This is a genomic window from Paenibacillus sp. DRB1-1, assembly GCF_052119485.1.
Taxonomy (GTDB): Bacteria; Bacillota; Bacilli; order Paenibacillales; family Paenibacillaceae; genus Paenibacillus; species Paenibacillus polymyxa_B.
This window is the reverse complement of record NZ_JBODQH010000001.1, coordinates 2,262,239-2,288,432: the sequence shown is the minus strand read 5'-3', so window position 1 is coordinate 2,288,432 and position 26,194 is coordinate 2,262,239. Positions and strand designations below refer to the sequence as shown.

The 26,194-nt window shown below is 45.7% G+C and carries 18 protein-coding genes; 14 read left to right on the top strand and 4 right to left on the bottom strand.

The genetic code is table 11. From position 1 onward, the window contains the following. Nucleotides 1–20: 20 nt before the first annotated feature. The 4 genes from ACQW03_RS10100 to ACQW03_RS10085 all read left to right on the top strand — a co-directional run bounded on the left by ACQW03_RS10100 (nucleotide 21) and on the right by ACQW03_RS10085 (nucleotide 6,988). A complete protein-coding gene (locus ACQW03_RS10100; protein ID WP_076293813.1) occupies nucleotides 21–1,055 on the top strand; it encodes a hypothetical protein in 1,035 nt (344 codons plus the stop codon). Next, entirely contained in the window at nucleotides 1,052–1,846 is a 795-nt protein-coding gene (locus ACQW03_RS10095) for a TPM domain-containing protein (RefSeq protein ID WP_071639100.1), read from the top strand. Before ACQW03_RS10100 ends, ACQW03_RS10095 begins: the two co-directional genes overlap by 4 nt. Before the next feature lie 141 nt (nucleotides 1,847–1,987). Further along, nucleotides 1,988–2,980, top strand: coding sequence for an SPFH domain-containing protein (locus tag ACQW03_RS10090; protein WP_441949563.1), 993 nt, complete (start codon nucleotides 1,988–1,990; stop codon nucleotides 2,978–2,980). 258 nt (nucleotides 2,981–3,238) lie between these two features. Beyond that, nucleotides 3,239–6,988 carry an alpha-L-arabinofuranosidase C-terminal domain-containing protein gene (locus tag ACQW03_RS10085; protein ID WP_441952363.1) on the top strand — a complete coding sequence of 1,250 codons (3,750 nt, stop codon included), beginning with the start codon at nucleotides 3,239–3,241 and terminating at the stop codon, nucleotides 6,986–6,988. A gap of 100 nt (nucleotides 6,989–7,088) precedes the next feature. Here the strand turns inward: ACQW03_RS10085 and ACQW03_RS10080 are convergent, their stop codons facing one another. Both ACQW03_RS10080 and ACQW03_RS10075 read right to left on the bottom strand, forming a co-directional pair. Beyond that, a complete protein-coding gene (locus ACQW03_RS10080; RefSeq protein WP_076293816.1) occupies nucleotides 7,089–8,486 on the bottom strand; it encodes a phytase in 1,398 nt (465 codons plus the stop codon). A 110-nt stretch (nucleotides 8,487–8,596) separates the two neighbouring features. After that, entirely contained in the window at nucleotides 8,597–9,472 is an 876-nt protein-coding gene (locus ACQW03_RS10075) for a helix-turn-helix transcriptional regulator (RefSeq protein WP_322158431.1), read from the bottom strand. A 193-nt stretch (nucleotides 9,473–9,665) separates the two neighbouring features. On the opposite strand from ACQW03_RS10075, the gene ACQW03_RS10070 reads away from it, so the two are divergent. The 3 genes from ACQW03_RS10070 (at nucleotide 9,666) to ACQW03_RS10060 (ending at nucleotide 14,674) form a co-directional block, all read left to right on the top strand. Continuing rightward, nucleotides 9,666–11,609, top strand: coding sequence for a glycoside hydrolase family 127 protein (locus tag ACQW03_RS10070; protein ID WP_441949560.1), 1,944 nt, complete (start codon nucleotides 9,666–9,668; stop codon nucleotides 11,607–11,609). A 27-nt stretch (nucleotides 11,610–11,636) separates the two neighbouring features. Next, a complete protein-coding gene (locus tag ACQW03_RS10065) occupies nucleotides 11,637–13,007 on the top strand; it encodes an MFS transporter (protein ID WP_220030571.1) in 1,371 nt (456 codons plus the stop codon). A gap of 275 nt (nucleotides 13,008–13,282) precedes the next feature. Beyond that, complete coding sequence (locus ACQW03_RS10060; protein ID WP_441949557.1) at nucleotides 13,283–14,674, top strand: MATE family efflux transporter; 1,392 nt, start codon at nucleotides 13,283–13,285, stop codon at nucleotides 14,672–14,674. Between the two features lie 88 nt (nucleotides 14,675–14,762). Here the strand turns inward: ACQW03_RS10060 and ACQW03_RS10055 are convergent, their stop codons facing one another. Continuing rightward, nucleotides 14,763–15,752: a zinc-binding dehydrogenase gene (locus tag ACQW03_RS10055; RefSeq protein ID WP_076293818.1), complete on the bottom strand. Its 990-nt coding sequence runs from the start codon at nucleotides 15,750–15,752 to the stop codon at nucleotides 14,763–14,765. A gap of 135 nt (nucleotides 15,753–15,887) precedes the next feature. Here ACQW03_RS10055 and ACQW03_RS10050 point away from each other — a divergent pair, with 135 nt between their 5' ends. Together ACQW03_RS10050 and ACQW03_RS10045 are read left to right on the top strand one after the other, a co-directional pair. Further along, on the top strand, nucleotides 15,888–16,760 hold the full coding sequence (locus ACQW03_RS10050; protein WP_441949555.1) for a LysR family transcriptional regulator: 873 nt from the start codon (nucleotides 15,888–15,890) through the stop codon (nucleotides 16,758–16,760). Next, complete coding sequence (locus ACQW03_RS10045) at nucleotides 16,738–17,886, top strand: RDD family protein (RefSeq protein ID WP_441949553.1); 1,149 nt, start codon at nucleotides 16,738–16,740, stop codon at nucleotides 17,884–17,886. The genes ACQW03_RS10050 and ACQW03_RS10045 overlap by 23 nt, the downstream gene beginning before the upstream one ends. A 202-nt stretch (nucleotides 17,887–18,088) precedes the next feature. Here ACQW03_RS10045 and ACQW03_RS10040 read toward each other — a convergent pair whose 3' ends face one another. Further along, nucleotides 18,089–20,347, bottom strand: a complete 2,259-nt coding sequence (locus ACQW03_RS10040) for a beta-L-arabinofuranosidase domain-containing protein (protein ID WP_441949551.1) — start codon at nucleotides 20,345–20,347, stop codon at nucleotides 18,089–18,091. A 130-nt stretch (nucleotides 20,348–20,477) separates the two neighbouring features. Between ACQW03_RS10040 and ACQW03_RS10035 the strand changes: the two genes are divergently transcribed. From ACQW03_RS10035 to mngB, 5 genes are all read left to right on the top strand, one after another. Next, nucleotides 20,478–21,371: an AraC family transcriptional regulator gene (locus ACQW03_RS10035; protein ID WP_441949549.1), complete on the top strand. Its 894-nt coding sequence runs from the start codon at nucleotides 20,478–20,480 to the stop codon at nucleotides 21,369–21,371. A gap of 112 nt (nucleotides 21,372–21,483) precedes the next feature. Next, the gene (locus tag ACQW03_RS10030; RefSeq protein ID WP_025718799.1) at nucleotides 21,484–21,939 is read left to right on the top strand and encodes a PTS sugar transporter subunit IIA; all 456 of its coding nucleotides are present in this window, start codon (nucleotides 21,484–21,486) and stop codon (nucleotides 21,937–21,939) included. Continuing rightward, complete coding sequence (locus ACQW03_RS10025) at nucleotides 21,939–22,256, top strand: PTS fructose transporter subunit IIB (RefSeq protein WP_023986530.1); 318 nt, start codon at nucleotides 21,939–21,941, stop codon at nucleotides 22,254–22,256. The genes ACQW03_RS10030 and ACQW03_RS10025 overlap by 1 nt, the downstream gene beginning before the upstream one ends. 99 nt (nucleotides 22,257–22,355) lie before the next feature. Continuing rightward, entirely contained in the window at nucleotides 22,356–23,471 is a 1,116-nt protein-coding gene (locus ACQW03_RS10020) for a PTS fructose transporter subunit IIC (RefSeq protein WP_441952361.1), read from the top strand. Between the two features lie 43 nt (nucleotides 23,472–23,514). Continuing rightward, on the top strand, nucleotides 23,515–26,190 hold the full coding sequence (gene mngB, locus ACQW03_RS10015) for a mannosylglycerate hydrolase (protein ID WP_441949546.1): 2,676 nt from the start codon (nucleotides 23,515–23,517) through the stop codon (nucleotides 26,188–26,190). Nucleotides 26,191–26,194 lie beyond the last annotated feature (4 nt).

The following is a 26,194-nucleotide window of genomic DNA, read 5'->3' as shown; positions in this document are numbered from 1 at the left end:
CTACATGAAGAGGTGAGCAGATGCCGGTTATCGAATACAAATGCCCCAACTGCGGCAGCGGCATGGTCTTTGACGGTGAGACAGGGATGTTATCCTGTCATAGTTGTGGAAGAGAAGACAATATCGAATCTATTCCTGATCCTCTGGTAAATCGTATTTTTTCAGAAGATGAGGCCCATGAATATCATTGTAATAACTGCGGAGCAGTGATTATGACCGAAGTGGAGACGAGTGCAACGGTGTGCAGCTTTTGTGGTTCTGCCGTGGTTCTCGGGGATCGACTGACTGGGAAACTGGCTCCAGCGCAGGTTATTCCTTTTTCCATCAGTAAGGAAGAAGCCATAGCTGCTTTCAAAAAATGGTGCAAGAATGGCCGTCTGACGCCGAATCGGTTCATGATAGCAGACCGAATCAAGGGAATAACCGGGATGTATGTGCCCTTCTGGTTATATGAATTACATAATAAAATTGAGGTTCAAGGTGAAGGTACCCAAGTGAGAACCTATACGAGCGGAGACTACGAATACACGGAAACGAAGCATTTTGATGTATATCGGAAAATCCGTTTGAATTATGTAAAGGTTCCGATTGATGCTGCGGAGAAAATGAACGATGAGCTGATGGATAAATTGGAGCCTTTTCCATACGATCAGCTAAAACCCTTTAAAACGCCATATCTAGCAGGTTATATTGCGGAGAAATACAGTTATAACGAAGAAGAGCTTTTTCCGCGAGTTAAAGAAAAAGTGAAGGAATATATTGATGCTTATATTCATTCTACGGTGTCAGAGTATACGGCCGTGAGTTATACGGAAAAGCAAATTGATACTACATTAAAACAAGCGGATTATGTCCTGCTCCCGGTGTGGGTCATACACTATGACTATAATCAATTGGAACATACGTTTGCTATGAACGGACAGACGGGCAAGGTAGTCGGTAAGCCTCCGATTAGCAAGTTCAAAGTGACGGCTTGGTTTGCAGGTATTTTTGGCATTACTCTCTTTTCATTGAGGTTAATCACTTGGTTGATGATGGGAGGGGGATTTTATTGAAAAAGCATAGAGCGATTATAGCCGTTTTGTTGTTCTTTGCTGTTTTTCTGGCGCTTCCTATGGAAATGAAGGGCGAACCAGCAACGACAGAAATGAAGCCATTGATTTATGATGAAGCGGGTCTGCTCAATCAGGAAGAGTATGATGTGTTGAATACGATGGCTAATCAATATGGAGCAGAAAGAGAAACGGACATTATTATTTATACTACCCTCAATCCTGATAATATGGATGTTATGAAAATGACGCAGGATTTTTATGATGACCATGGTCCGGGGTATGACAGATCTCATGGGAACGCGGTCATTTTAACGATGGATATGAGAAATAGAGAGGTGTACTTGGCCGGATTTTATAAGGCAGAACGGTATCTGGATGATGACAGGCTTACTAAAATACGCCATGAGATTAGCCCGGATCTGACGAACGGTAACTATGGGTTGGCATTTCAAAAGTATATTCTAAGTGCGCACAAATATTTGGCGATCCGTCCAGGGGTGAATCCAGACAGTATATTTTTTAAGGGCTGGCTTCATTTGGCGGTTGCCCTGGGATTGGCGGCAATTATCGTGGGTAAAATGGTTTCCAATTCTGGCGGTCGGGTTACGGTAAATCGACAGACCTACGAGGATGCGAACGCTTCGGGAGTTCTGGAGCATCGAGATCAGTATCTTCACACAACGACAACGAAACGGAAGATTGAAAAGAGCAGCAGTAGCAGCAGCTCAGGCGGTGGTGGTGGGACTACCAGCGGCGGTCATTCGCATAGCGGTAGCAGAGGATCATTTTAACTGAGGATTTTGTAAAAATCCAATAAGCGACTTTCAATAAATAATATATAGATCGAAATGGTCTAGTTCGTCTATATATTGCACTTTGGAGCGACTGAAATCGAATTTTGCAAAATCCTAAACTGAAAGGATGGATACAGTATGGGGTTCTTCAGAAATCAATTTGCAAATGTTGTAGAGTGGGAAGAATTTAGGGATGATATGATTTTCTGGAAGTGGAGCAACCGTGAAATTAAAAAAGGCAGTAAATTAATCATCCGCTCCGGTCAAGATGCGATTTTTGTAAATAATGGAAAGATAGAGGGTATTTTCGAGAATGAAGGGTCGTATAACATGGACTCTGACATTATTCCATTTCTATCCACCTTAAAAGGGTTTAAATTTGGTTTTAACAGTGGCATGAGGGTAGAGGTCTTATTCGTTAATACGAAGGAGTTTACGGTCAAATGGGGGACGCAGAATCCAGTGCTGATCCCGACGCCCCAGCTGCCAGGTGGTATGCCGATTCGTGCTAATGGTACATTTAATTTTAAAGTGAACGATTATGTTACGCTCATCGATAAGATTGCCGGAGTGAAGGACAGTTATCTAGTTGAGGATGTGAAAATACAGATTACTTCGGTATTGGATCAGTTATTGATGAAGTGGATTAGCAGAGAAGGAAAGGACATGTTCAATCTGCAGGCGAATGCTTCTGACATTTCAAAAGGTATTCAAGAAGATCTGGATATGCAAGTGATGGACAACGGTATGATGATTACTGGCTTTCATGTGATGAGCTTCAATTATCCTCAAGAGATCCAAGATATGATTACGAAGACAGCCTCTCATGAAATGATCGGTAATCTGCAAAAGTACCAACAAGTGACGATGACGGACGGGATTGCATCGGGTAATGTAAAAGGCGGCGGTGCTGCTTCGGATATGGCGAGTATGATGATGGGGATGAATATAGCAAATGAAATGATGAAAAATTTGAACCCGAACCCAAATCCTTCGGCTGAGACTCAGCCTACACCTGCTGCCCCCGCTCCATCTGGAGACGGTAATAAGCCCAATTTTTGTCCGAATTGCGGTACAAAAAACGAAGGAGCTAACTTCTGTCCGAATTGTGGACAAAAATTGAACGGATAACATAGCTACGGCCAAACTTCTTTATTTCAGAAAAGCTCCGACTGGGTCAAGTAATCCTGTAAGCCAAAAGGCAGTTATCACAGAGTATCTTCTGTGATGGCTGCTTTTTTATGTATTTCGTTCAAGTATTTTCTTCATAAATCCGATTTATTGGATTGAAAAAGGTACTCAGGATAAGGTACTATAACTATATAGTATGTATTTATATTAACTAATTAGTTATTACATTAATAAACTATAGGTATAGGAGCAACGATGATGACCAAATTCCAAGATCAAATCATTGCGCGTTACAAGTTTGATGATGCAGAGAACGTCGGCAAAGATAGCTCAGGGCAAGGTAACGATGGGGTTGCTTCAGGCACAGTAACACCTGCGATTTCCCATGCTACCGGTAGAGCAGCTTTGACGCTTGAGGGAGGCCCCAACGGTACATCGTATATCCAGCTTCCTTCCGATCTATTCAAAGATGTAAGCGATAACACCGGTGTGACGGTTACTGCATGGGTCAACTTCGGCAGATTCACAGATATGTGGGAACGTGTCTTTGACTTTGGTAAAGCCCATACAGGACCCTATATGTTCATGACACGGAATCTGCGCGGAACCCTTTTCACCGAGGCGGATTTATCCGTAGACCCGGGAAGAGGCTTTGTCAGGGATGAGTGGATGCACATAGCCCTGTCTGTGATCGGCACGGAAGGCGGCACATTAAGCAGTGCCGGCCCGGTGATATATGTCAATGGTGAAGTGGTAGCGGATGGTTCCATCAGCCAAACTTCCAGCGGTAACTATGCCAAGCTGCGTAGATGGTTCGAAACGTTTACGGACTCGTCCAACTACAGCAACAATTTTATCGGTCGCTCCCAGCATGCGGCGGATGTAGACTTTGCCGGCTCCGTTTCAGACTTTAGAATTTATAAAGCAGGCTTGTCGGCAGATGAAGTCATTGAGGTCATGTGCGATTCGTTGACAGATGAAGAGATCGTGAAGCTTGCTAGAGATAAATATTTGTCCTTTCCAACGACGATTGTGACCAAGGACTTATCTCTACCAACCGTTCTGATGGGCGGTAGAGTAGGAGTGACCTGGAAATCCAGCCAACCTAGTATACTCTCTGACAATGGGCAGGTGCAGGCGATTACCTCTGCACAAGGGGTTACCGTCACAGCTTTGTTAACGAAGGGCTTAAGCCAGATTGAAGAAAGCTTTGAAGTGTCCGTTCTTCCTGAACAGCTGCCTCCGTACACGCTGACCATTCATGGAAATAAGGAAGTACTTGATGTCAGCGAAGTGATGTACGGCTTGTTCTATGAAGATATCAATAACGCAGCAGATGGCGGGATTTATGCAGAACTCGTTCAGAATCGCTCCTTTGAATCTTTCGAGTTCGATACGTATTCCCATGCTTCCGGTGAATGCGGCTGCTCTACAGGACGGAATCGCAACCCGTTGTTCGCCTGGTCTGGTGATACGGATAAGATGACTCCACAACATAGCGGTGGATTAAATGAGTTTTTAGGCGCAAAAGACAAAGAAGTGAACTCTTATTATGTGACGGTAGCGGATGGTGCAACGATTCGGAACAAGGGCTTTTCCGACTCTAACCAGAATTGTGCCATGTCCATCCAAGAGGGTGCCAAGTATGAGTTTACCATCTGGGCGAAGGCCGATTCAGCGGGGGCAATCACACTGCAACTGCAAGACTCGAATGAAAAGGCTATTAGTGATTCGGTTACGATACAGGTGGAAGGTGGCAACACGTGGAAGAAGTACGGCATCGATTCCAAGCTTGTGCTGACAGGCTCAGCTACGGTTCTCGGGCAGCTGGCGCTTACATTTGAAGGGGACATTTCGGTTGATATGGTTTCTTTATTCCCACAAGATGTATGGGGCGCAGGAGAGGAAGCGCAATCCCCATCGGCACATGCTAACTTCCAGGGAAATCCTAACTACCGACTGAGAAAAGATTTGGTGAACGCACTTGTTGGCATGCATCCGAAGTTTTTGCGGTTTCCAGGTGGTTGTATTTCCGAGGGTTCGTTTATATGGGAAAATGTATACGATTGGAAGGAATCGATTGGGGATATCGAGCTGCGCAAGGAAAACTTTAATGTATGGGGCTATATGATGACCATGGGCCTTGGTTATATGGAGTATTTCCAGTTGGCAGAAGACCTGAATGCAGCTCCGCTTCCGGTTATGGCCTGCGGCGTTCTCTGTCAAGCCCGTTCCGATTACGCTCATCCGGCTGGAGGCGCATTAAGAGAATACTACATTAAGAACTTTACGGATCTGATCAACTTTGCGATCAGTGTGGATTTTGAACATAATGAATGGGCTGCTATGCGTAAAAAAATGGGCCATGCAGCTCCGTTCGATCTGCGTTATTTGGGTGTAGGTAACGAGAACTGGGGTACAGAATTCTTTGCCAACTTTGAAGTGTTCAAAACGTCGATTGATGAGTATATGGAGAAAAACTATCCGGGTTATGAGCTGCATATCATCTCCACGGTTGGCGCTCAAGCAGACGACGATGCATATCAACAGGGCTGGAAGTTCTTAAGCGGTAATATGACCGGTTCGGCTAAGGTTGCTTTTGCAGATGGTAACCAGGTGACGGAGGAGACTGTAACCTGGTATGAGAAGCAAAAGGACTATATGGACACCATTGCAGACGAGCACTATTATCGTTCTAACGAGTATCTGCTGAATAACGTGGACCGCTATAACTACTACTACAGAGCTTATAACGTGGACGGTAGTATAAATTGGAAAGCAACATCAAAGGTTTTTGTCGGAGAGTACGCCTCAACGGATAAAAATACATTGGCAGGCGCTGTAGCAGAGGCAGCGGTGATGACGGGCTTCGAAAATAATGCCGATGTCGTTCGGTTGGCTGCCTATGCACCGCTGTTTAACAAGGTGCTGACAGATGGAACCTACAGATGGACGCCAGACTGCATCTGGTTCGATGACGAAACAGTGTGGTTTACGCCGAACTACTATGTACAGCAAATGTATGCTAAATACTTGGGAAATAAAGTATTGAGCACTTCTTTCTCTACTTACAAAAATGGCAAGCCAACGGATCTCATTCCTCAGGGTGGAATTGAAATCGCGACAGGCAACGCCGAGGTTATGATTAAGCGTGTGACCGTTACCTCCAACCAGGACGGCAGTGTGCTGCTGGATCAAGATTTCACCCAGGAACTGAATTCGGCCTGGCAGGTCATTCCCGGTTCCGTGGGCTCTACAGTGGAGAAAGGCAAGGGGCTTGTCCTCAAAGCTCAGGATAGCGGTCAGAATGGTTTGTACATCTTGAACGACAGCTGGAGCAATTACAAGGTAGAGGTGATCGCTTCCCGTATTTCTGGCACGGACGGTTTTTATGTGGGTGCAGGTCTCACGGATATTTCTGCGGAGAAAAAGAACGTCGTCGAATACGCGATCGGCTATGGCGGCAAGGCTACCGGCGTGAAGGTTTACAAGCAAGGCATAGAAGGCTATACCATGGGTGACTACTCTTCCAGTACAGCGGCAGGTAACTTGAGAGCAGCTAGCTATGAAGAGTTGGCTGACAACACGGACTACACCATAACAGTGAACTACGGCGGTGAAACGGGCAGCAATCTGATTTGCTCATACACCGACGGCGAGACAACCAGCAAAGTGCTGGACTACAAGCTGGAGGCTTACAACAGAGACGTGTTCAACTCGGTAACCCAAGATGCTGAGCATGTATACGTGAAGCTGGTGAATGCTGACAACGTGGATAAGGTAACACAGCTGAATCTACAAGATTTGAGTGTTGAGTCCATCGCTAAGCTGATTACACTAACCGGCGATTCCTCGCTTGTTCATGTACCTAACGTGAACAAGAAGAATGATGAGAAGGTAGTGCCTACCGAACAGCAGATTACGCTTCATACGGATTCTGTCCTCTTAGACTTACCGGCCAACTCGGTAAATGTGCTGGTGCTGGATCTTAAACCTTTTCCCGCTTAAAAACAAAAAGGGGTGTCCCAAGCAGCCGTTTTACGGCTTTTGGAACACCTCTTTTTCTATGAATAGAGTCGGAATGTTGAGTTGATTTCCCCGAAGGGCATTACTGCGTGCTTCTGTTTACCAATTCACGCGGATTGATGCCATCGTCTATCGTTAACGGGGTAGGGGCTCCCGTAGCGATTCGCTCCCAAGGCACCATTTTAAAGTTCTGATTTAACTTTTTGCCATTTTGAAGATTTTCGTCATCTTGTGCAACGAAGATACCATGAGGGAAATTCTTGCCTAGTCCGTAGCCAAGAACATCAATACCGTCTGTGACAGACGTACCGTCAACGGTAGGACTCGCGCTGATCGTAAAGTTGCTTATATATGCATTGTCACCTTGTCGTTCATAGATCGCATAGCTGCTGTTTCCTTGACTGGAGGCCATGAGATACCCCTTGCCATCTTTACCGTAATACAATGTAAGTCCTTCTATGTCATCGTGAAGTCTACGCCCATCTGCAATATCAACACGTCGCAGCGGCTCGGATGAACCGTCTGGCTCGGCACTATACTTCCAAATGGCGTAATCCTCTTCAGCGATGTAGATCGTACCATATTCATCATCAGCAACCATGCCTTCGGATTGCGTATTCAGCTTGAACTGGCGGACAAGCTTACCTGCAATTTTGCCACTTCCGTCATCAGTCAGCTCATATTGTTCAAATTCACCCTCTTTGCCCAACACGAGCGCGTAAAATTTATCTGTCTTGAGGCTATGGTATAAGCTGAATCCGTACACTTCTTTCATAGATGCTTTAATAGGTTTGCCAACCACGTTGGTCAGCTTTCCTGATGCACCGTCAATGGCAAAGATATCGATCGTGTTGTTGGTTCGATTGGTTGCCCCTGCGATATCAATTTTTTTGCCGCCCAATGTGAAACCGTAACGAAGGTCCACGTTATTCATTTTTCCGACCTTCATGTTTTGCAGTTGTTTGCCTTCCAGATCATAGACTAAAATCCCGCCGCCTTTATTGGTTGCTAAAATTCTACTTTTCTCTGGATCGGCCGGGTTGAGCCAGATTGCAGGGTCGTCGGCTGCGTCTTCTCCATCCTCCACAGCTTCTGTTTCGGCAGAGGGGATTACTTTATAGGTGGGAACTGCGTCCTTAGGATCTGCATATTTGCTGTTCTCTGCTTCAAGCGCTGTAAGAAGTTTTGTAGGAAGATATACATTTCCATTCACTATTTTAATTTCCCGGTCCGCTTTTCCGCTTAGTCCAGCTAGACGATATTGCTTCTCACCCACTGTAAAGGTCCCGACAATGCCATTTTTCAGTTTGACCAAAACAGACTGGTCATCACTGTCCCATGTAATTGTCGCCCCCATTTTATCTGCCTGTGTCCGTAGTGGTGCATACCCGGATGGCTGAATGTCTGCCGCATAGGTCAGTTCTGGTGATACCAGGACCCCCGTTAAAATGGCTAATAATGCTAGTTTAGTTGACTTCATATGTATGCCCCTTTTCTGAAGTGAAAATGATATAACCGACTCAGTATAAAGCGAGAATATCAAAAGGATACAATGAAAATGTAAAAGGAATGTAAAGGAGGTGTAAGCATTCAATGGACTGGCTTCCAGTATTGTTGTCTGTAATTCTTTGGAGACATTCCGAACTTTTCTTTAAAGCATTTGGAGAAATAGCTTGCTTGGGAGAATCCTGTTTCCTCGGTAATTTGTTGGACGGACCAGTCGGTTTGTAGCAAAAGACTACGCCCTTGGTCCAGTCGATAATCCATTAAATACTCAAGCGGTGTGCGCTGGAAGGCGACCTTCATACATCTGGCGAGATAGTTCTGATGTACGTGAAAATGGGTCTCCAAATCTTTATTGGTGATTGTATTTTTGTAATTCTGTTTTAGGTATATTTCGATCTGTTCCGCCAACTTAGAGGAGCTGTCTTTATTATTCTGATCATACTCCAAACTCTGAAAAACATTCACAAACGTCTGTTGGGCCTCCCATAGTGCCAGTTTTCTAGGTTTTAAAGTAGAGGCTAGTAAATAGTCTAATTTCGAAAATAGCTCATGTGGATTCACCACTTTTTGAATTTTGGGCAAATGAATGGTCGTATGTTCTGAATGAAAGTGCAGCTCGGGAATGGGGGTGCTGGGTATAATAGGATTGGGCAAGGATTGTGCGCACCACATGCTATTGGTTTGAAAATGGAACCAGTAAAAGGAGGTTTGTTCTGTACATGCCTCAATGGGAAAATGATGTTTATCCGGTTCAAGAATGAGAGCGTAATTTTCAGTTACCTTCCACACTTCGTCCTCTTCGCCAATGTGCAGCAATCCTTCTTTAATGATTATTACGTCAAAATAACCTAAATTATACCGATTCGGGTGCCAGTCCCCTTTTTGATATGTAGTAAAATTCCCCTCAATGAAATAAGGCAGCGGAGGGACAAGGAAGGATAGAAAATCTGTTTTGCTCATGGAAGCCAGCTCCTTTGTGTGTGAAATCGTATAAGTTTTAGTTAAAGATCGCGATTTTTTTTATAAATTCAGGTTGATAAAATAAGGACTGTAGCAAGGGGAGCACAGGTTAGCCTGTACGATATTATCATTACTTTATCCTTATTTTCTCAAAAATGAAAGCGTTCTATTTCCAGGAAGGGATGTTTATCCAATGAAAACGGCAAAGCCAGTTAAGCATGTCATCGTTGATGATTTATTTTGGAAAAAGTATAAGCAGGTTGTGGCGGAAGAGGTTATTCCTTATCAGTGGAAAGCATTAAATGATGAATTACCAGATACAGAACCCAGTCACGCGATTGAAAACTTTAGGATTGCGGCTGGGGAATCCAGCGGGGAATATTATGGAACTGTTTTCCAGGACAGTGACCTTGCCAAATGGCTGGAGACGGTTGCCTTTAGCTTAAGAGATCATCCGAATCCTGCGCTTGAAGAGCGGGCTGATGAAGTAATTGAATTGTTGGGAAGAGCTCAAGCTAAGGATGGATATCTGAATACGTACTATCTGCTCAAGGAACCCAACAATCGCTGGACGAACCTAAGAGATAATCATGAGCTGTATTGTGCAGGGCATTTTATAGAAGCGGCTGTTGCTTATTATGAAACGACGGGCAAAACGAAGTTTCTTCACATTATGGAGAAATACGTAGATCTGATTCAGCAGATTTTTGGTACGGAAGAAGGGAAACGGAAAGGCTACCCGGGACATGAAGAAATTGAGTTGGCCTTGATCAAATTATACGACGTAACTGCAAAGGATCAATATCTCAAATTAGCGCAATATTTTATTGAACAGCGGGGACAGCATCCTATTTACTTTGCAGAGGAACAAGAAAAGAGAAAACATATTCAAACAGAGCCCACCTGGAATGATGATAACAACATTAATTTTGGCTTAGGCTTCGAATACCAGCAAGCACACCAACCTGTGCGGGAACAAAAAGAGGCAGTCGGCCATGCGGTGAGAGCGGTGTATCTGTATATTGCGATGGCGGACTTAGCCGCGAAAACAGGGGATGCTTCCCTGTTACGAGCCTGTGAAACGCTATGGGATGATGTAACGAATCATAAAATGTACATCACTGCAGGGATCGGTTCTACTGTAAACGCGGAAGCGTTCACTTGCCATCATGATCTTCCCAATGACAGTATGTACTGTGAGACCTGCGCCTCTGTAGGGCTGGCCTTTTGGGCCAATCGTATGCTGCGCTTAGCGCCAGACCGGAAATATGCCGATGTTTTGGAGCGTGCGCTATACAACGGAACGATTAGTGGGATGGATCTGGACGGGAAACGGTTTTTCTACGTGAATCCGCTGGAGGTTAATCCTTTTCAAAAATCCAGAAAAGATCAAGAGCATGTAAAAACAGAACGGCAAAAATGGTTCTTCTGCGCCTGCTGTCCGCCCAATTTGGCACGAATGATTGCATCGGTCGAGGACAATATGTACACCCAAACGGATGATACGTTGTATACGCATCTGTATATTGCCAGCAAGGTAAACATGACTTTATCTGGTCATGAGGTTGAGATTACACAAACTCATCGTTATCCATGGGATGCGGATCTAACCTTTTCGATCCACTTAACAGAGCCGACTTCCTTCAAATGGGCACTGCGGATTCCGGGTTGGTGCAAGCAGGCAGAGGTGAAAGTGAATGGGGAAGCTATATCATTAGACCATCTGGAAAATGGCTATATCGAGATTCAGCGTACTTGGAAGGACGGAGATGTGGTAACTCTGCATTTGGCTATGCCAGTTGAACGCATTCGAAGCAATCCGCTGGTCTCTATGAACCAGCAGCAAATTGCTCTCCAACGCGGCCCAGTCGTGTTCTGTCTGGAAGAAGTAGATAATGGAGCGAATTTGGCAGGATTAAGATTGACGAAGGATAGCCTCATTACGGAAGAGTTCAGCGAAAACCTGCTGGGTGGCGTTGTAAAGCTGACCATAGAGGGATACCGGCTAAAAAATTCGAATGCATTATATAGCTCGGAGCCTCCTGAATGTGTTCCTCAACAAATTACCGCCATTCCTTACTACGCCTGGTGCAATCGGGCTAAAGGGGAAATGCGTGTATGGGTTTATGAATCATAATTCATTCGCATGGGGAGAGGAAAGATCATGAGTACGAGAATTGTGAGTACGGAACCACCGGAAAAGGCAACAAGTACCGTTCCTTTTCATCGTAAAATCAGCTATTCATTAACGGATACAGCAGGCAATTTACTATACTGTGTCATTTCCAGTTATCTATTATATTTTTATACAGATGTATTCGGTCTTTCTATCGGAATTGCCGGGACATTACTATTTATCACCCGTTTTATCGATGCCATTGATGCCCCGATTTGGGGCATCCTGATTGACCGAACCAAGTCGAAATACGGCCAGAGCAGACCTTATTTTCTATGGTTAGCTATTCCGTTCGCTGTGTTCATGGTCCTTACGTTTACGACACCCAATTGGAGTGAGTCGGGCAAAATTGCATATGCCGCCATTACGTATATCATAGCCGGCATCCTGTACACAGGAATTAGTACGCCGATTACGTCTATTCTGCCTAATCTGAGCACCAATTCTAATGAACGCGTAGTCTTGAACTCCTTCCGCATGGTCGGGGGGAATGTGGGTTTCTTCATCGCCACCACGTTTACGTTACCTTTGGTCGCTTTCTTTGGACAGGGGAATGATCAAAAAGGATTTTCCTTAACGCTCGTTTTATTTGGAATCATGGCGATTATTATGTTTTTCATAGCGTTTGCGGATTTGCGAGAAAATGCAGCAGTGAAAACGAAATCCGTTCCCATTGCTAAAAGCTTTACAGCCATCAAACGAAACTGGCCCTGGATGCTTGTTGTAGCTGCCAACCTGTGTTACTGGATCGGTTTGAATATTCGTTCAGCTACGCTAATCTTTTATCTGCAATACAATCTGGACAGTAAGGATTTAGTACCCTTAATCAATGGACTGACCTCCTTGCAGTTGATCTCGATGGTTCTGATTCCGTTTTTCGCCAGAAAATTAAGTAAAAATGCGATTATGATTATCGGATTGATATTAGCTGCGCTGGGTCAAGTCGTGATTTTAATGGGTAGTACAGATTTAACCCTCATTATTATCGGCTGGATTATTGGTGCGTTAGGATCAGGTTTTGCATGTTCTATGCCGTTTGCGATGTTGTCAGATACAGTCGATTATGGGGAATGGAAAAATGGTATTCGGGCAAGTGGTTTCCTGACCTCTATTGGAAGCGCATTCTGTATTAAAGCGGGTAGCGGAATCGGCGGATTATTGCCAGCATGGATCATGGGCAGCACCGGTTATATCGCTGGAAAAGTTCAAACCCCTACGGCGTTGTCCGGCATTCAGTTTAGCTTTATCTGGCTGCCATTTATCGTCTTCTTGATCGGAATCATTCCTATGTTTTTTTATAAAAAATTCGAAAAGAATGAAGCTTCTATTCAACAAGATTTAATTTCGAGAAGATCATAGACATTCTTTTAACAAGGGTTTAATGATATATTAAAGCATTATAATGCTGCTCCAAAACCTGTTCACTGAGCTGAGCAGGTTTTTTTGTTTTTTTCTATTCAAATGTGAGTAAAGCCATTGACAGTATTTTCTTTTGGAGTAATACTTCTATGTAGAGAAAAGTGTACAGAATCAAGAACTAGACATATCTAGCCTTGCAACTTTATACATTTTTTCGCCATGAAGGCTCTTCTGTTGAAGGGTTTTTTTCAATTTGAGAAAAAGAATGTGATGATATGAGTCAACTGAGTGTAAGGATGAGAACACATGGCTTTCTGAATAAGCATTTTTCAGGAGAGTCTATCGATTATCGACAGATTATTGCGCTGTTTATCCCGCTTCTGATTGATCAGGCTTTTATTGTGGGTCTTAATTTGGTGAACACGGCAATGATTAGCTCGTCGGGGATGGCGGCAGTCAGTGCTGTAAATATGATCGATTCTTTGAATATTTTTCTGATCAATGTGTTTGTTGCAGTGTCTACCGGGGGAACGGTTGTTGTAGCACAGTATAAGGGGAGCGGTAACGACCTCATGGTCTCTAAAGCCGCATCCGGTACCATTTCCTCCGTTTCCTTGCTGGCTTTATGTATCAGTTTGTTTATGATCGTGTTGTACAATCCAATTTTAAGTGTTCTGTTTGGTTCGGCCTCGCCTGATGTATTAGCTAACGGTAAGGTATATCTGCTGGGAAGCTGTATGTCTTTTGTGGGAATTGCAATCGTTGAGGCAGTGTGTGGGGCGCTGAGGGGAATCGGGAAGACGAGGGCATCGCTGGCTCTTTCGCTCATCATGAACCTCTCGTACGTGCTTCTCAATGTGGTATTCATTAATGTATTGGATATGGGTGTGCTGGGCATGACGATTGCCGTCAATGTGTCCAGATATGCAGGAGCAGTATGCGCGCTGATCTATTTGGTCAGGGTAGATGATGACTTGCGTGTCCAGCTTAGAGATATGCTTTATTTTAATCTGGCTATGCTTAAAAAGATTCTGTTTATCGGGCTTCCCTTTGCAGCGGAACAGATGTTTTTTAATGGGGGGAAAATTTTAACCCAAATTTTCATTGTGAGCCTGGGGACAAATGCGTTGGCGACGAATGCTATTTGCTCATCGCTAGCTAATGTGTTCCAAATCCCTGCGAATGCTTTGGCTCTTACGATTGTAACCGTGGTCGGTCAATGCATGGGACGTCGAAATGTCGCGGATGCCCGGAAGTTTATCAAATCGTTCATTTGGCTGTCGTCTTGTTCGTTTATTGTAATGGGATTAATTCTGATGCCTTTGTTTGAGCCGATGGTGGGGCTGTTTCATCCGCCTGCCGAAATCGTAGATGACATTTTTGTTGTCATACTGATTAATACGTTGGCCCAGATTCCGCTCTGGTCCATTGCCTTTATTACACCCTCTGCACTAAGGGCAGCAGGTGATTCAAAATTTACGTCCCTCACCTCAATGCTGTCCATGTGGTTGTGCCGGGTGGTGCTCGGATATATTTTGGGCATTGTGTTCAACCTGGGGATTGTTGGTGTCTGGTTGGCTATGGATATTGAATGGGGCGTGCGAGGGATCGTCTTCCTTTGGCGCTTCCGCGGCAACAAATGGGTCCAGCATCGTTTGATCGACTGAATAGGTCCACTACCATAAAATTGACTTCTGGATGAAGGCATTTTACGGCAGTGGATTTTTTTCTATTCCTATACTTCGTTCAGACCCCTTACTCCATCCTGATCCCTATATTGCCTAACTGCGCTCCCTGCTGCATACGGTGGAAGGCTTGCGGTGTGTCTTGTAAAGGAAATACGCTATCTATAATCGGATGGAGTGCATGGCGCTCCATAAACTGAAGCATAGCTGCGAATTCCTCGCCACTGCCCATAGAGGTGCCGATGATGCTGATTTGAGGGAAAAATATAGACCGCAGCGGAATCTCTACTCGATCTCCTGAGCTTGCGCCAAATGTAACGATCCGACCGTTCGGCTTGAGGATATCAAAATATTTATCGAACGTAGCAGGACCGATACTGTCAAGAACCAGATCCACGGTGTCTCCGTTCATACTTTCTTTCCATTCGCTATGGCTGTCGAATGCATGATTAGCGCCATGGGCGAGGGCAGCCTGACTCTTTGCTTCGCTGCGTGATGTGACGGTGACCCGTGCACCTGCCGCTAAAGCCATAAGCATGGCATACGTGGCTACACCACCGCCAATACCGGGAATGAGGACGTGCTCACCCTGCTGTAACTGGCCTCTTGTGAAGAGCGCGCGGTAAGCGGTCAAAGCAGACAAAGGCAGTACCCCTGCTTCTTCCCATGAAAGGTATGCTGGCTTGCTGACGGCATTTTGGACGGGGATGATAACCGATTCAGCGAATGTCCCGTCCGAAGGCCCGCCCAGAATGGCCGGAACTAAGGGAACGTGATGCGTATTCTCCCATCCGATACAGGGATTGATAATTACATCGGTGCCTACCAGCGAGGTTGGGACGCCAGCACCCACAGCCTCGATCACACCTGCTCCATCCGATCCGAGAATGAGTGGAGCATCGTTGGCAGCTCGATCTGCCATGAGGAATAGGTCCCGATGGTTCAAGCCTGCGGCTTTGAGTCTTACCTTCACTTCGTTGTGTCCCGGCTGTCTGTCCGCAATGTCTCTATATGTCAGGCCCTCAGGGCCGCTTTTGCTGGCATGGATTACGGCTTTCATTTTAAAACCTCCCGTGGTGCGAATTTAGATGCAATTGCATGTATATTGAATTGTACAGAGCGGCAAGCATCCGGTAAAATGAACAAAATCGAACGTGAGTATCATAAATGATCATACCAAGCAGGTGACGTATACATGGAAAGCAGTGATTTGAAAATTTTTCGGGCCGTCGCTCGCGAGGGCAGTATCACGAAGGCTGCGCAAGTTTTGAATTATGTACAGTCCAATGTGACCTCGCGGATTCAGCAGCTTGAGGCACAATTGAACGTACCGCTATTTCGCCGATCTAACCGGGGAATGACGTTAACGCCAGCAGGAGAGAATCTGCTGGAATATGCGGATACCATACTGACCTTGCTGGACGAGGCAGTAAAGTCCACTCAATATTCAGACCAGCCTGCGGGACCTTTGCGACTGGGCTCGATTGAGACGGCGGCGGTTACACATCTGACTTCTTTATTGACGGAATATCACGCTCAATATCCTGATGTCCATCTATCGCTTATGACAGGCAGCACCCATGATCTCGTACAAAAGGTATTGAATTACAAATTAGATGGAGCGTTCGTCTATGGCCCCGTCGATGATCCGCATATAGAGTATGTTGCAGCTTTTGAAGAGGAACTGGTACTCATCTCGAAACCGGGAGAAAGGGACATGGGCGAGTTGCTTGCCAAGCCTATGCTGTTCTTCGACGTAGGCTGCACGCATCGTACAAGAGCAGAAAGCTTTCTGAGCGAAGCAGGTGTGGATGCGTATCAGGTTATGGAGTTCGGAACATTGGAAGTCATTTTGGGTGGTGTAGCCTCTGGTATGGGGGTGTCCATGTTACCACAATCGTCGATTGCAAAGGCAGAGGAGGCGGGAAGTATTGCTTCTCATCGTTTGCCTGAAGAATATCGCAAATTAGAGGTGTGGTTTGTTCATCGGCGGGATTCGGTTTACTCCAGTGCACTGTCAGGCTTGCTTCACTGGATGAAAAAGGATGCTATACTTAACCGGGATTAAATTGACAACAGAGGTGTATCATTTGGAGGAACATGGTGTAACGAACAATCCGTCTACAGTCGCTCCGGGACCATATGCGACGAATGGCAGCTATCATCGACGAGAACCGGATAAGATGGCAGTATTATCAGAAACATACGGAGCCTCTATTTTTTTCAGAAGATGGCTGGCTTGGATGATTGACTTCATTCTTATCGTCTTTGGGTATGGAGGGCTGGTTTATTTTACAGCGAAAAAAGTATCTGAAGCGGAAACCCCAAATATGGGCATGGTAGTGATGCTTTTCCTGATTGGCTCCTTCTGCTATTATCTGTTACTGGAAGGATTTACGGGCTATACGTTGGGCAAGTTTGTACTTCGTATTCAGGTCGTGAATGGAGAAGGAAGGCCGCCAGGCATGGTTAAATCCTTGATCCGCACTCTCATACATCTGGTGGATACGAATCCGCTGCTTTTCATGGGACTGCCCGCCGGTATATGTGTGCTGGTGACACCTCGGAAACAACGGATTGGAGATATGGCTGCGAATACATATGTGGTTAAGGTAAGGGATTTGGGAAAGGTGGGCAGAAAGAAAACTGGGATTATTGCAGGAGCAATCATCCTGACGACGATCATTTCAATTGTCTTTGCTGTATCTTTAATTTCTACGCTCATTACGCAAATCATGAAGCCTGAGGTATTTACCAGTAAGGATAGCCAGTTTGCGGTTACGGCTCCCTGGAATTGGTCACGAGATAATATGATTAATGAGGATGCGGACATCTCCATTAAAAATGAATTTACCGAAAGATATCTGATTGTATTGTCTGAACCAAAAAGCGATTTTGACAGTAGTATGACTCTTCAAGAATATAAAGGAATCATTGAGGATCATTTGGTGTCAGGAATTACGGACCCTGAATTGGGGACCGCTTCAGATATGGTGGTGAACGGATATCCTGCCATTGAGTTTACTCTAAAAGGAGAAGTAGATGGGACTCCGATCATGTATAACGTGACTACGATTGAAACACCTTCGCATTATCATCAGGTGCTTGCCTGGACCTACGCCTCGCGATACAGCAGGGCACAGCAAGAGCTACGCAAGATTAGAGACAGCTTCCGTGAAATGAACATGCTGTGAAGTGAACATAAAGCAATAACGATGATTCGAAGTTATTAGGGTAAACAAAAAAGCAGATAGCTCACAGGAGCATCTGTTTTTTTGTATTTAAACTGAATTTAAAAGATGAACATCAAAACGGAGTAGGCGGAATAGTGCTGTACAAGCGAAGCACTATCCGCCTGCGTAGTGGCGCTATAGTAGATTTATATAGATAATTTGATCATACAATAGAATGCCTAATCACTCGTAATCCAGCTACTTTCGCCACCTTACCTTGTGGATGGGCTGTGAATTGAATCGTAACTTCATTCTTGTGGCCCGTCACAGATAGAGGAAGCTCATAGGTGAACGTTTCGAATTTATTCATTTCCTCAGACTCCAGCTTGCCTTCCCCTAAAATCTGACCATCCGCAGTGATGCCAAAGTCACTATGAGGACGGCTCAAGTCCTTCAAATAAGTGACCGCCAATTGGACAGGCTCATCCGGAAGCACCTTCATGACAAAAGAGAACCAGCCCCCAGGCCAGGTGTCGCGATATTTGCGGTTATAGATGGACCCCAAACCTACATGCTCTCCAGTAAAGGCATGATCCCGTTCTGGCTGCATTTCGGCAGGCTGCACAACGTCCACTGTAAGTCGTTCCAGCTCTAGCTGATACGCTAACGCGGTACGATATTCTGCCTCTGTTGCTGCCCATTCCTCCTGGGAAAAGAGATCCCAATAGACGGTATATGAACGATCATACATCTGATAAAACGGACGAAGCTTCAAGTCTCCGATATAGCCTAAGTCGGTCATATGGAATGTATTAAGCTCGTTCCCGTCAGCAATCAGCTTCGTTGTCAATGAGTCGGCCGATCCGATCAGTACAGACGCCAGCAGACGTTCCTCGTTGGATTCCGGTGTGACAGGGCCAAGGTCCCCAGCCAGCACTAGCGGCCCATACATAAAAGCAATTCGGCGTGGATTATCCGGCATTTCCTCGACTCTCACGGTCATAGGAATGTCATACTCGATCGTATCCCCATTGTTCCATTCCCGTTCTATTACAACGTAGCTGGTAGGACAAGCCTCTGTGACGTACTCTTCCCCGTTGATTTTAATCATCATCCCTTGCTCCGCCCAATGCGGGCATCTTAGCTTGATCGCGAATGATTTGGGCTCCTTGCTGATGACGCGCAGCGTTCCCCGTCCATTTTGCGGAAAGAGAGTATCTTGTTTGAGCTGTACGCCCATCTCGTTCCATGTCACGGTAGAAGGGACATATTGATTGACATAGATCGTTTCTGGCGTGTGAAAATAAATCGCAGTGCCGTACATGGAGTGGCTTTCCATACCGGACCCGACACAGCATGTGAAATCCTCATATTGAGAATTAAAGGACTTGTGTCCTCCCATTTCCAGCGATACAAAATAGCACACACGTCCATCTACAGGCTGTTGTGAAGCCAGAATATGATTGAACATGGCTCGTTCATAGTAGTCGGCATAGGCTGCATAGGCGTCCCACTCGAACATATGTCTTGTTAATTTCAGCATATTATATGTGTTACAGGTTTCACAGGTACCTTCGCCCAAACGGTCATTCAGCTTTCCGGGTTCACCAAAATGTTCATTATAGCTATTGCCGCCGATCACGTAGGAATGCTTGTGAACAACCCGATCCCAGAAAAAGCGAGACAGGTCCGCATATTGAGGTTTGCCCGTCATTTCAAATTGCCGTGCAGCGCCAATGATTTTTGGAATTTGCGTATTGGCATGTCGCCCTGCCAGCGTATCTTGGCTATCTGCGAGATCATTGAGCACCTCTCCGTGATAAAAGCGTTCCGCAAGGCTCAAAAAGCGTTCTTCTCCCGAATGTTCCGCCAGATCCGTCAGCACCTCGTTCATACCGCCAAACTCGCAATGCAGCACCTGCTGCACCTGATCATCGTCCAGCCCTTGAAGTACATCCTCCAGCCAGTTGCCGAGTTTGATTTCTATAGACAGGGCCTTGGGATGTTGCGCCAGCAGATGTGCATCACGCAAGCCCGCAAAAAGCTTGTGCATGGTATATAGCGGCACCCAACCGCCGTTCAGATCAAATCCCTGGGAGCGGATATCTCCGGCTTTTACTTCCTCAAAAATCTCTTTTCCGCGTGGAATGCCGGAAATGTATCCGTTTCCATGACTGTTTTGGCATATTTCCAGTTCACTAACCACATAGTTCACTCGTTCCAGCAGTCTTTCGTCACCTGTGGAGGCAAACATCAGCGCACAGCCGGACAGGTAGTGACCGAGTGTATGTCCGCTGATGCCACGCGCTTCCCAGCCCTCATAGTGAGCTGCTTTGGGCTCCAGTCCTGCATATTCACGAAAGCGTGATAATAAACGGTCGGGTTCCAAACTCAGCAGGTAGGCCGTATTTAGTTCCATCGCATGTAAAAGTGGGCCGGAATCAATCCTTACTTTATGCAAGTCAAAAGCTTTAGCTTTCAAAATCATCGCTCCTTAGCTAAGATGAAAGTGTATATTTCTCCACTACATTAGCATTGCAATCGCGGTATGTCAGTAGCTTAACCATACAATGGGTGGACAAAACCGAACATGAATCTAAAGAGGCGATAACATGACCTATCTGAAAGTGAATGTAGATGCTCCGATCCAACTGATCTCGGCAGGCGAGTTTGTTAACGAGGTGCCTTGGAAGCATATGAGTCGTTCCATTGAGAATTTTGAGCTGATCCTGGGTGTCCAAGAGACGGTATATATACGGGAGGAACGGGAAGATTTTGAAGTAGGCGAGGGAGATATTCTATTGCTTTACCCCGGTCGTACGCATAAAGGATACCGGGAGTCATTGCCAGGCGTGAAATTTTATTGGTTTCATTTCGATGTTCCCACGACCCTGAATGTATTATCTAATGAGGAAATGAAGCAGGAAGCAAGTGCTTTGGATGGACGTTTGCAGCGTCACGGTGTGATGCGGGATATCTATTTACCACAATGTGTACAGGCAGACAACGGAGATCGGATTCATATTATCGTCAATCAGATTTTGCATGTAGCCAACTCACATTACCTTACGTATCACAGTGCAAATTATTTGTTCACCTCGCTGCTGATCGAGATATCTGAACTGGCGCTTAGCCGCTTGCTTTCCAATCCTGTCAGTTCACAGGGGAATGTGAGTTTTAACAAAATTATCGAGTGGACCCGAATTCATGCTGAAGAGCCGTTGACCGTGACGGATTTAGCTCGAAAATTCAATTACAACAAGGATTATATATCTCGTTTGTTCAAGCAAAATACAGGCATGCGTCCCTTGGAGTTCATTCACAGTATTCGTATCAACAAAGCCAAAGAGTTGATTTCTCGTACAGATATGAGCATTAAGCAGGTTGCCGAAGAGGCAGGATATACCGATGAAAAGTACTTTATGCGTTTGTTCAAAAACACGGTCCATATGACTCCTTCCCAGTACCGGAATGCCTATCACAAAACATTTATGAACAATGTCTAGTGCATTTCCGCTTGGATAGGGAAATTTTATAGATAAAACATGGAGGAAGAGTCGGCTAAAATAAACTTGTAAGCGTTTCACCTATAGATAGAAGGGAGGAGAGACATCCACCATGATTACTAGAGAACAGATTTATTTGGATGAGAAGCTGGAGACCAAATCGGCTGTGTTTGAGTTTATTGCCCAAGAGGCTGAAAAGCTGGGTGTCACCGTCCATAGGGAGCAACTGGTACAGGATTTGTGGGAGAGGGAAAAGGTATATTCGACAGGGCTTCAGGATCAGTTTGCCATACCTCATACGCAGAGCGAAGTGGTTACCAGACCAGCAGTCCTCGTAATCCGATTGGAACATAGCATTGACTGGGCCTCTCATGATGGCAAGCCTGTCCAGTATATTTTTAGTATTTTGGTGCCTAAAGGGTCCGTGGATGTATCCCATTTACAAATTATTTCCTCGCTCGCAACCCTGCTCTTAGAGGATTCCTTCAAAGAGGCGGTAGCGGGTGCCAATAGCAGCGGCGATGTGTATCATTTGCTGGAACAGTATACAGAAGGGTTGGTGTCATAATGAAAATTGTAAGCGTTACATCCTGTATCGCAGGGTTGGCTCATACTCCAATGGCGGCAAAAGCACTGGAAAAAGCGGCGGCACAGCTCGGTCACCATATTAAAGTGGAACAGCAAGGCGCACTAGGCCAAGTGAACAAACTTACGGAGGAAGACATTGCCGCGGCGGATTTTGTACTGATTGCCTCGGATCAGACAGTAAAGGATGCAGAGCGTTTTGAAGATAAAAGAATCGTTCGCGTCAAAATCGGTCATGCGGTCAACAATGCGGAAGCGGTTCTTACCAAAGCGGTGGAGGCCATCTCTGCTCAAAAATAAGATTAGGAAGGCAACACGGACAATCAGCAGTGTAGATGATCTGAATGATATCCGATGAGCCTTTGAATAACAGTAGTATTCATAATGGGGGAGAACATGATGAAAAAATGGCTGAGTGAAGCTAAAAAGCATCTGATGACAGGCATTTCTTACCTGCTTCCGGTTATTATTGCAGGCTCCTTGATTGTTGCCGTGTGTAAAATTATCGGTCTGACAATGGGTGTCACTGACCTTGATCCATATGCTGACAAAAGTGGATTTCTTCATGTTTTATATTTAATGCAAAATGTAGGATGGCGCGGAATTGGACTGCTAAACATGGTTTTGGCGGGGTATATCGCCTATTCGATTGGTGATAAGCCTGCACTTGCAGCGGGGCTGATTGGCGGCGTATTGGCACAGGAGACGAATGCGGGATTTTTAGGTGCTCTTGTTGCAGGCTTTTTCGCCGGGTATCTCACCCTATGGGTGAAAAACAAAGTGAAAATCACAGGCCCGGCCGCAGGTTCTGTTCCACTGATTATTTTGCCACTCATTACGGTAGGTTTAACCGGGATTCTCATGTCCGTCATCCTGGGTGGGCCGTTGAGCGCGATTAATGAAGGACTGGTCAACTGGATTAAGCATATGAGTGAGAGCGGAACCAGCGCCTTGGCGCTAGCCTTGATTTTGGGAGCCATGATTGGGTTCGATCTTGGGGGTCCTGTGAATAAAGCAGCCTGGATGGCGGGAAATGCGTTATTCCTGTCGGGTGTATATTTACCCAATATTTTCGTAAATATTGCGATCTGTATTCCACCTCTGGGCTATGGAATTGCAACCCTGATTCTGAAGCGTCGCTTTTCCAAAACGTATCGGGAAGCTGGAAAAGGCTCCGTGATCATGGGTATTATCGGAATTACGGAAGGGGCTATTCCATTTACACTACGTAACCCTGCCAAGCTGATTCCAATAAACATGATTGCTTGCGCAGCAGGTGCAGGATTGACAGCTTTGCTGGGCGCACATGTCATCATGCCTCCAATTGGCGGTTTGTATGGCGCCATCTCCGTAGGCACTCCGTTTGCATATCTGGCTGGAGGGGTTACAGGCGCATTAATCATTGTGGCAGGAACCTTGCTCGTCAATTTCCGTGAGGAAGAACAGCAGCAGGCTGAAACGAAAGAGGCCTCTGTTAAGAAAAATGGAGAAGACATTGAGCTTGTATTTGACTAATAGCACTAGATAAAGAATAGACAGCATGGAGGGAGAACGAGATATGAGCCGTACGAAAGTACATGTCATACCACATACTCACTGGGATCGGGAATGGTATTTTACTACTTCCAGATCCAAAGTCTACTTGGTAAAGCATGTGAAAGAAGTATTGGATGCGTTGGAGAATGGGGACGGTTTTAAATACTATCTTTTGGATGCCCAAGGGTCCTTGCTTGACGATTATACTCGCTGGTGCCCGGAGGATGAAGAGCGCATTCGCCGCCTGGTAAGCGATAAACGCCTGATGACCGGGCCGTGGTATACGCAGACGGATCAATTGGTGATTTCCGGTGAATCGATAGTCCGTAATCTGTATTACGGTATGGAAACGGCGCAGAAATATGGTCATGCCATGAAGGTCGGTTATGTGCCGGATGCCTTCGGCCAGTCGGCGCAGATGCCGCAGATTTATCAGGAGTTTGGTATTCGGCATTTTCTATTCTGGCGCGGGGTGGCAGATAATACGAATCCTAAAACTGAGTTTTTGTGGAAGGGGTCGGATGGCAGCCAGGTGTTTGCGGTACAGATGCCGTTTGGCTACTACTATGGTGGAAATATTCCAGAGGAAGCGGGAGAACTTGAGACGTATCTCGACAGCCAGATCGGTGCGCTGGAAGAAAAAGCGTCCACGCGCCATGTTTATTTTCCCAACGGCTTCGACCAAGCACCTATCCGCCTGAACTTGCCAGAGTTGATTCGCACATTCAACGAGCTGGACCCGGAACGGGAATATGTGATGAATGAGCCGGAACGTTTCCTTGAAGAGATTGAAAAGGACAGCAACGACCTTCCTGTACTGGAAGGAGAGCTTATGGAAGCTAAGCATATGCGTATTCATAAGTCGATTTTCTCCACACGGGCTGACCTTAAGCAGCAAAATAACGAGATTGAACATTTAATCGTGAACACGCTGGAGCCTGTACTATCGATCAGCCATGCACTTGGGCATGAATATCCACATTATATCGTGAAGGATATATGGAAGCTCTTGTTTGAAAATGCAGCCCACGACAGCATTGGTGGATGTAATAGTGATACGACGAATCGGGATGTGGCTTTTCGTTATAAACAGGCGCGGGATATCGCGGAGAATGTATTGGAGCTGCACAAGCGACTGATCGCGTCGAAGATTAAGCAGGAGGAAACCTTTGCCTTCACCATCTTTAATACGTTGCCTTACCCGCGCAAGGGAGTGACAGAAATTGATGCTTACTTGCCGGAAGGAAGCTTTGTCATTCGGGATACGAACGGTCAGCAGCTTTTGTATACGATTACCGAGAAAGTGGAACAAACAGACTACGTGCTTGGTCAGCATATTGATCTGAATCCGAGCAAAAAGGTGTACCTGCCTGAGCGTGTATTCCGTGCCAAGTTGTTGGTGGAGCTTCAGGAAGTACCTGCTATGGGGTACACACAAATTATATTTGATTTTAGTGCAACAGGGGATACAACAGCAGAACGTAGCAACGGAAAACATATTGAAAATGAATTTTATAGCATAGCCGTTCAGGAGAACGGGGCATTAAGCATCACGGATAAAATTTCGGGACGTGTGTACTCAGATCAGATGGTGTTCGAGGAAAACGGAGATGACGGAGATTCCTACAACTATTCTCCACCGGAACGTGATCTTACAGTTTCTTCGCTTGGTGCTGATGTGGAGACGATAACATCCAAAAGTACGGTATCCGAAGAATTGTCCCTTCGGATGAAACTGAAGGTTCCGTATGATTTAAATGAGCGTTCCGCTGCTGGGACTTCAGCTGAGTTGCCACTGCAGGCATCGGTCTCCTTGCGGAAAGGTGAACGCCTGATACGTTTCTCGGTGGATGTGGACAACCGAGTGCTGAGTCACCGTCTGCGGGTGCTATTTGATACCGGGATTGCCTCTAAGCTATCTATTGCAGATCAGCCGTTCGGAGTCATTGCCCGTCCAACTACGCTGGAGGAAGTAAAGGTATGGGAACGGGAGCAGTGGACAGAAAAGCCGATCACCATTGAAGCTATGCAAAGCTATGTTGCATTAAACGATGGTTCCCATGGAGTAGCCGTGATGACTGAAGGAGTAAGGGAATATGAAATCATTGGGCATGAACATGATACAATAGCGCTGACGTTATTCCGCACTTTTGGTTATATGGGCAAGGAGAATCTGCTATATCGCCCGGGTCGTGCCTCAGGAGAAAAGATCGTAGAAACGCCAGATGCACAGCTGCTCGGTGAGCTTTCATTTACGTTTGCTCTACATGTCCGCGAGTCCGGGTTTGACGAGGCGGGCATCGCTCAAGCGGCCAAGGAATATTTAACACCATTGTCCAGCTACCAGCTGTCTGATTTTCTGAACGGCCGTTTAATTTTTGCCTTCCGAGACGAAGAAAGAATATTTGAGCAAAACTACAGCCTGTTATCTTTTAGCAAGGATTCCAATGTAATCTTGAGTGCATTCAAGAAAGCAGAGCATAGTGATGGTTATATCGTCCGTGTATTTAATCCTTATTTAGAGAAAAATGCGACTACACATATCACATACAGCGAATCGGCCCACTACGAGTTGGTTTCGCTGGATGAGCGTTCCAAGGGAGAAACATTGGTTTCGTCCGATACGGAAGGTGCACAATTGCCGGAATTGCAGCATTGCAAGCTGTTAACGGTACTGGTAACCCCGGAATTGAAATAACGTG

Coding starts and splice junctions, on each gene's coding strand:
- ACQW03_RS10025 (WP_023986530.1), top strand. CDS start 21,939: ATGAAAATTGTAAGCGTTACATCCTGTATCGCAGGGTTGGCTCATACT.
- ACQW03_RS10080 (WP_076293816.1), bottom strand. CDS start 8,486: ATGAAGTCAACTAAACTAGCATTATTAGCCATTTTAACGGGGGTCCTG.
- ACQW03_RS10035 (WP_441949549.1), top strand. CDS start 20,478: ATGACCTATCTGAAAGTGAATGTAGATGCTCCGATCCAACTGATCTCG.
- ACQW03_RS10100 (WP_076293813.1), top strand. CDS start 21: ATGCCGGTTATCGAATACAAATGCCCCAACTGCGGCAGCGGCATGGTC.
- ACQW03_RS10090 (WP_441949563.1), top strand. CDS start 1,988: ATGGGGTTCTTCAGAAATCAATTTGCAAATGTTGTAGAGTGGGAAGAA.
- ACQW03_RS10070 (WP_441949560.1), top strand. CDS start 9,666: ATGAAAACGGCAAAGCCAGTTAAGCATGTCATCGTTGATGATTTATTT.
- ACQW03_RS10050 (WP_441949555.1), top strand. CDS start 15,888: ATGGAAAGCAGTGATTTGAAAATTTTTCGGGCCGTCGCTCGCGAGGGC.
- ACQW03_RS10085 (WP_441952363.1), top strand. CDS start 3,239: ATGACCAAATTCCAAGATCAAATCATTGCGCGTTACAAGTTTGATGAT.
- ACQW03_RS10055 (WP_076293818.1), bottom strand. CDS start 15,752: ATGAAAGCCGTAATCCATGCCAGCAAAAGCGGCCCTGAGGGCCTGACA.
- ACQW03_RS10030 (WP_025718799.1), top strand. CDS start 21,484: ATGATTACTAGAGAACAGATTTATTTGGATGAGAAGCTGGAGACCAAA.
- ACQW03_RS10065 (WP_220030571.1), top strand. CDS start 11,637: ATGAGTACGAGAATTGTGAGTACGGAACCACCGGAAAAGGCAACAAGT.
- ACQW03_RS10045 (WP_441949553.1), top strand. CDS start 16,738: ATGCTATACTTAACCGGGATTAAATTGACAACAGAGGTGTATCATTTG.
- ACQW03_RS10075 (WP_322158431.1), bottom strand. CDS start 9,472: ATGAGCAAAACAGATTTTCTATCCTTCCTTGTCCCTCCGCTGCCTTAT.
- mngB (WP_441949546.1), top strand. CDS start 23,515: ATGAGCCGTACGAAAGTACATGTCATACCACATACTCACTGGGATCGG.
- ACQW03_RS10060 (WP_441949557.1), top strand. CDS start 13,283: ATGAGTCAACTGAGTGTAAGGATGAGAACACATGGCTTTCTGAATAAG.
- ACQW03_RS10020 (WP_441952361.1), top strand. CDS start 22,356: ATGAAAAAATGGCTGAGTGAAGCTAAAAAGCATCTGATGACAGGCATT.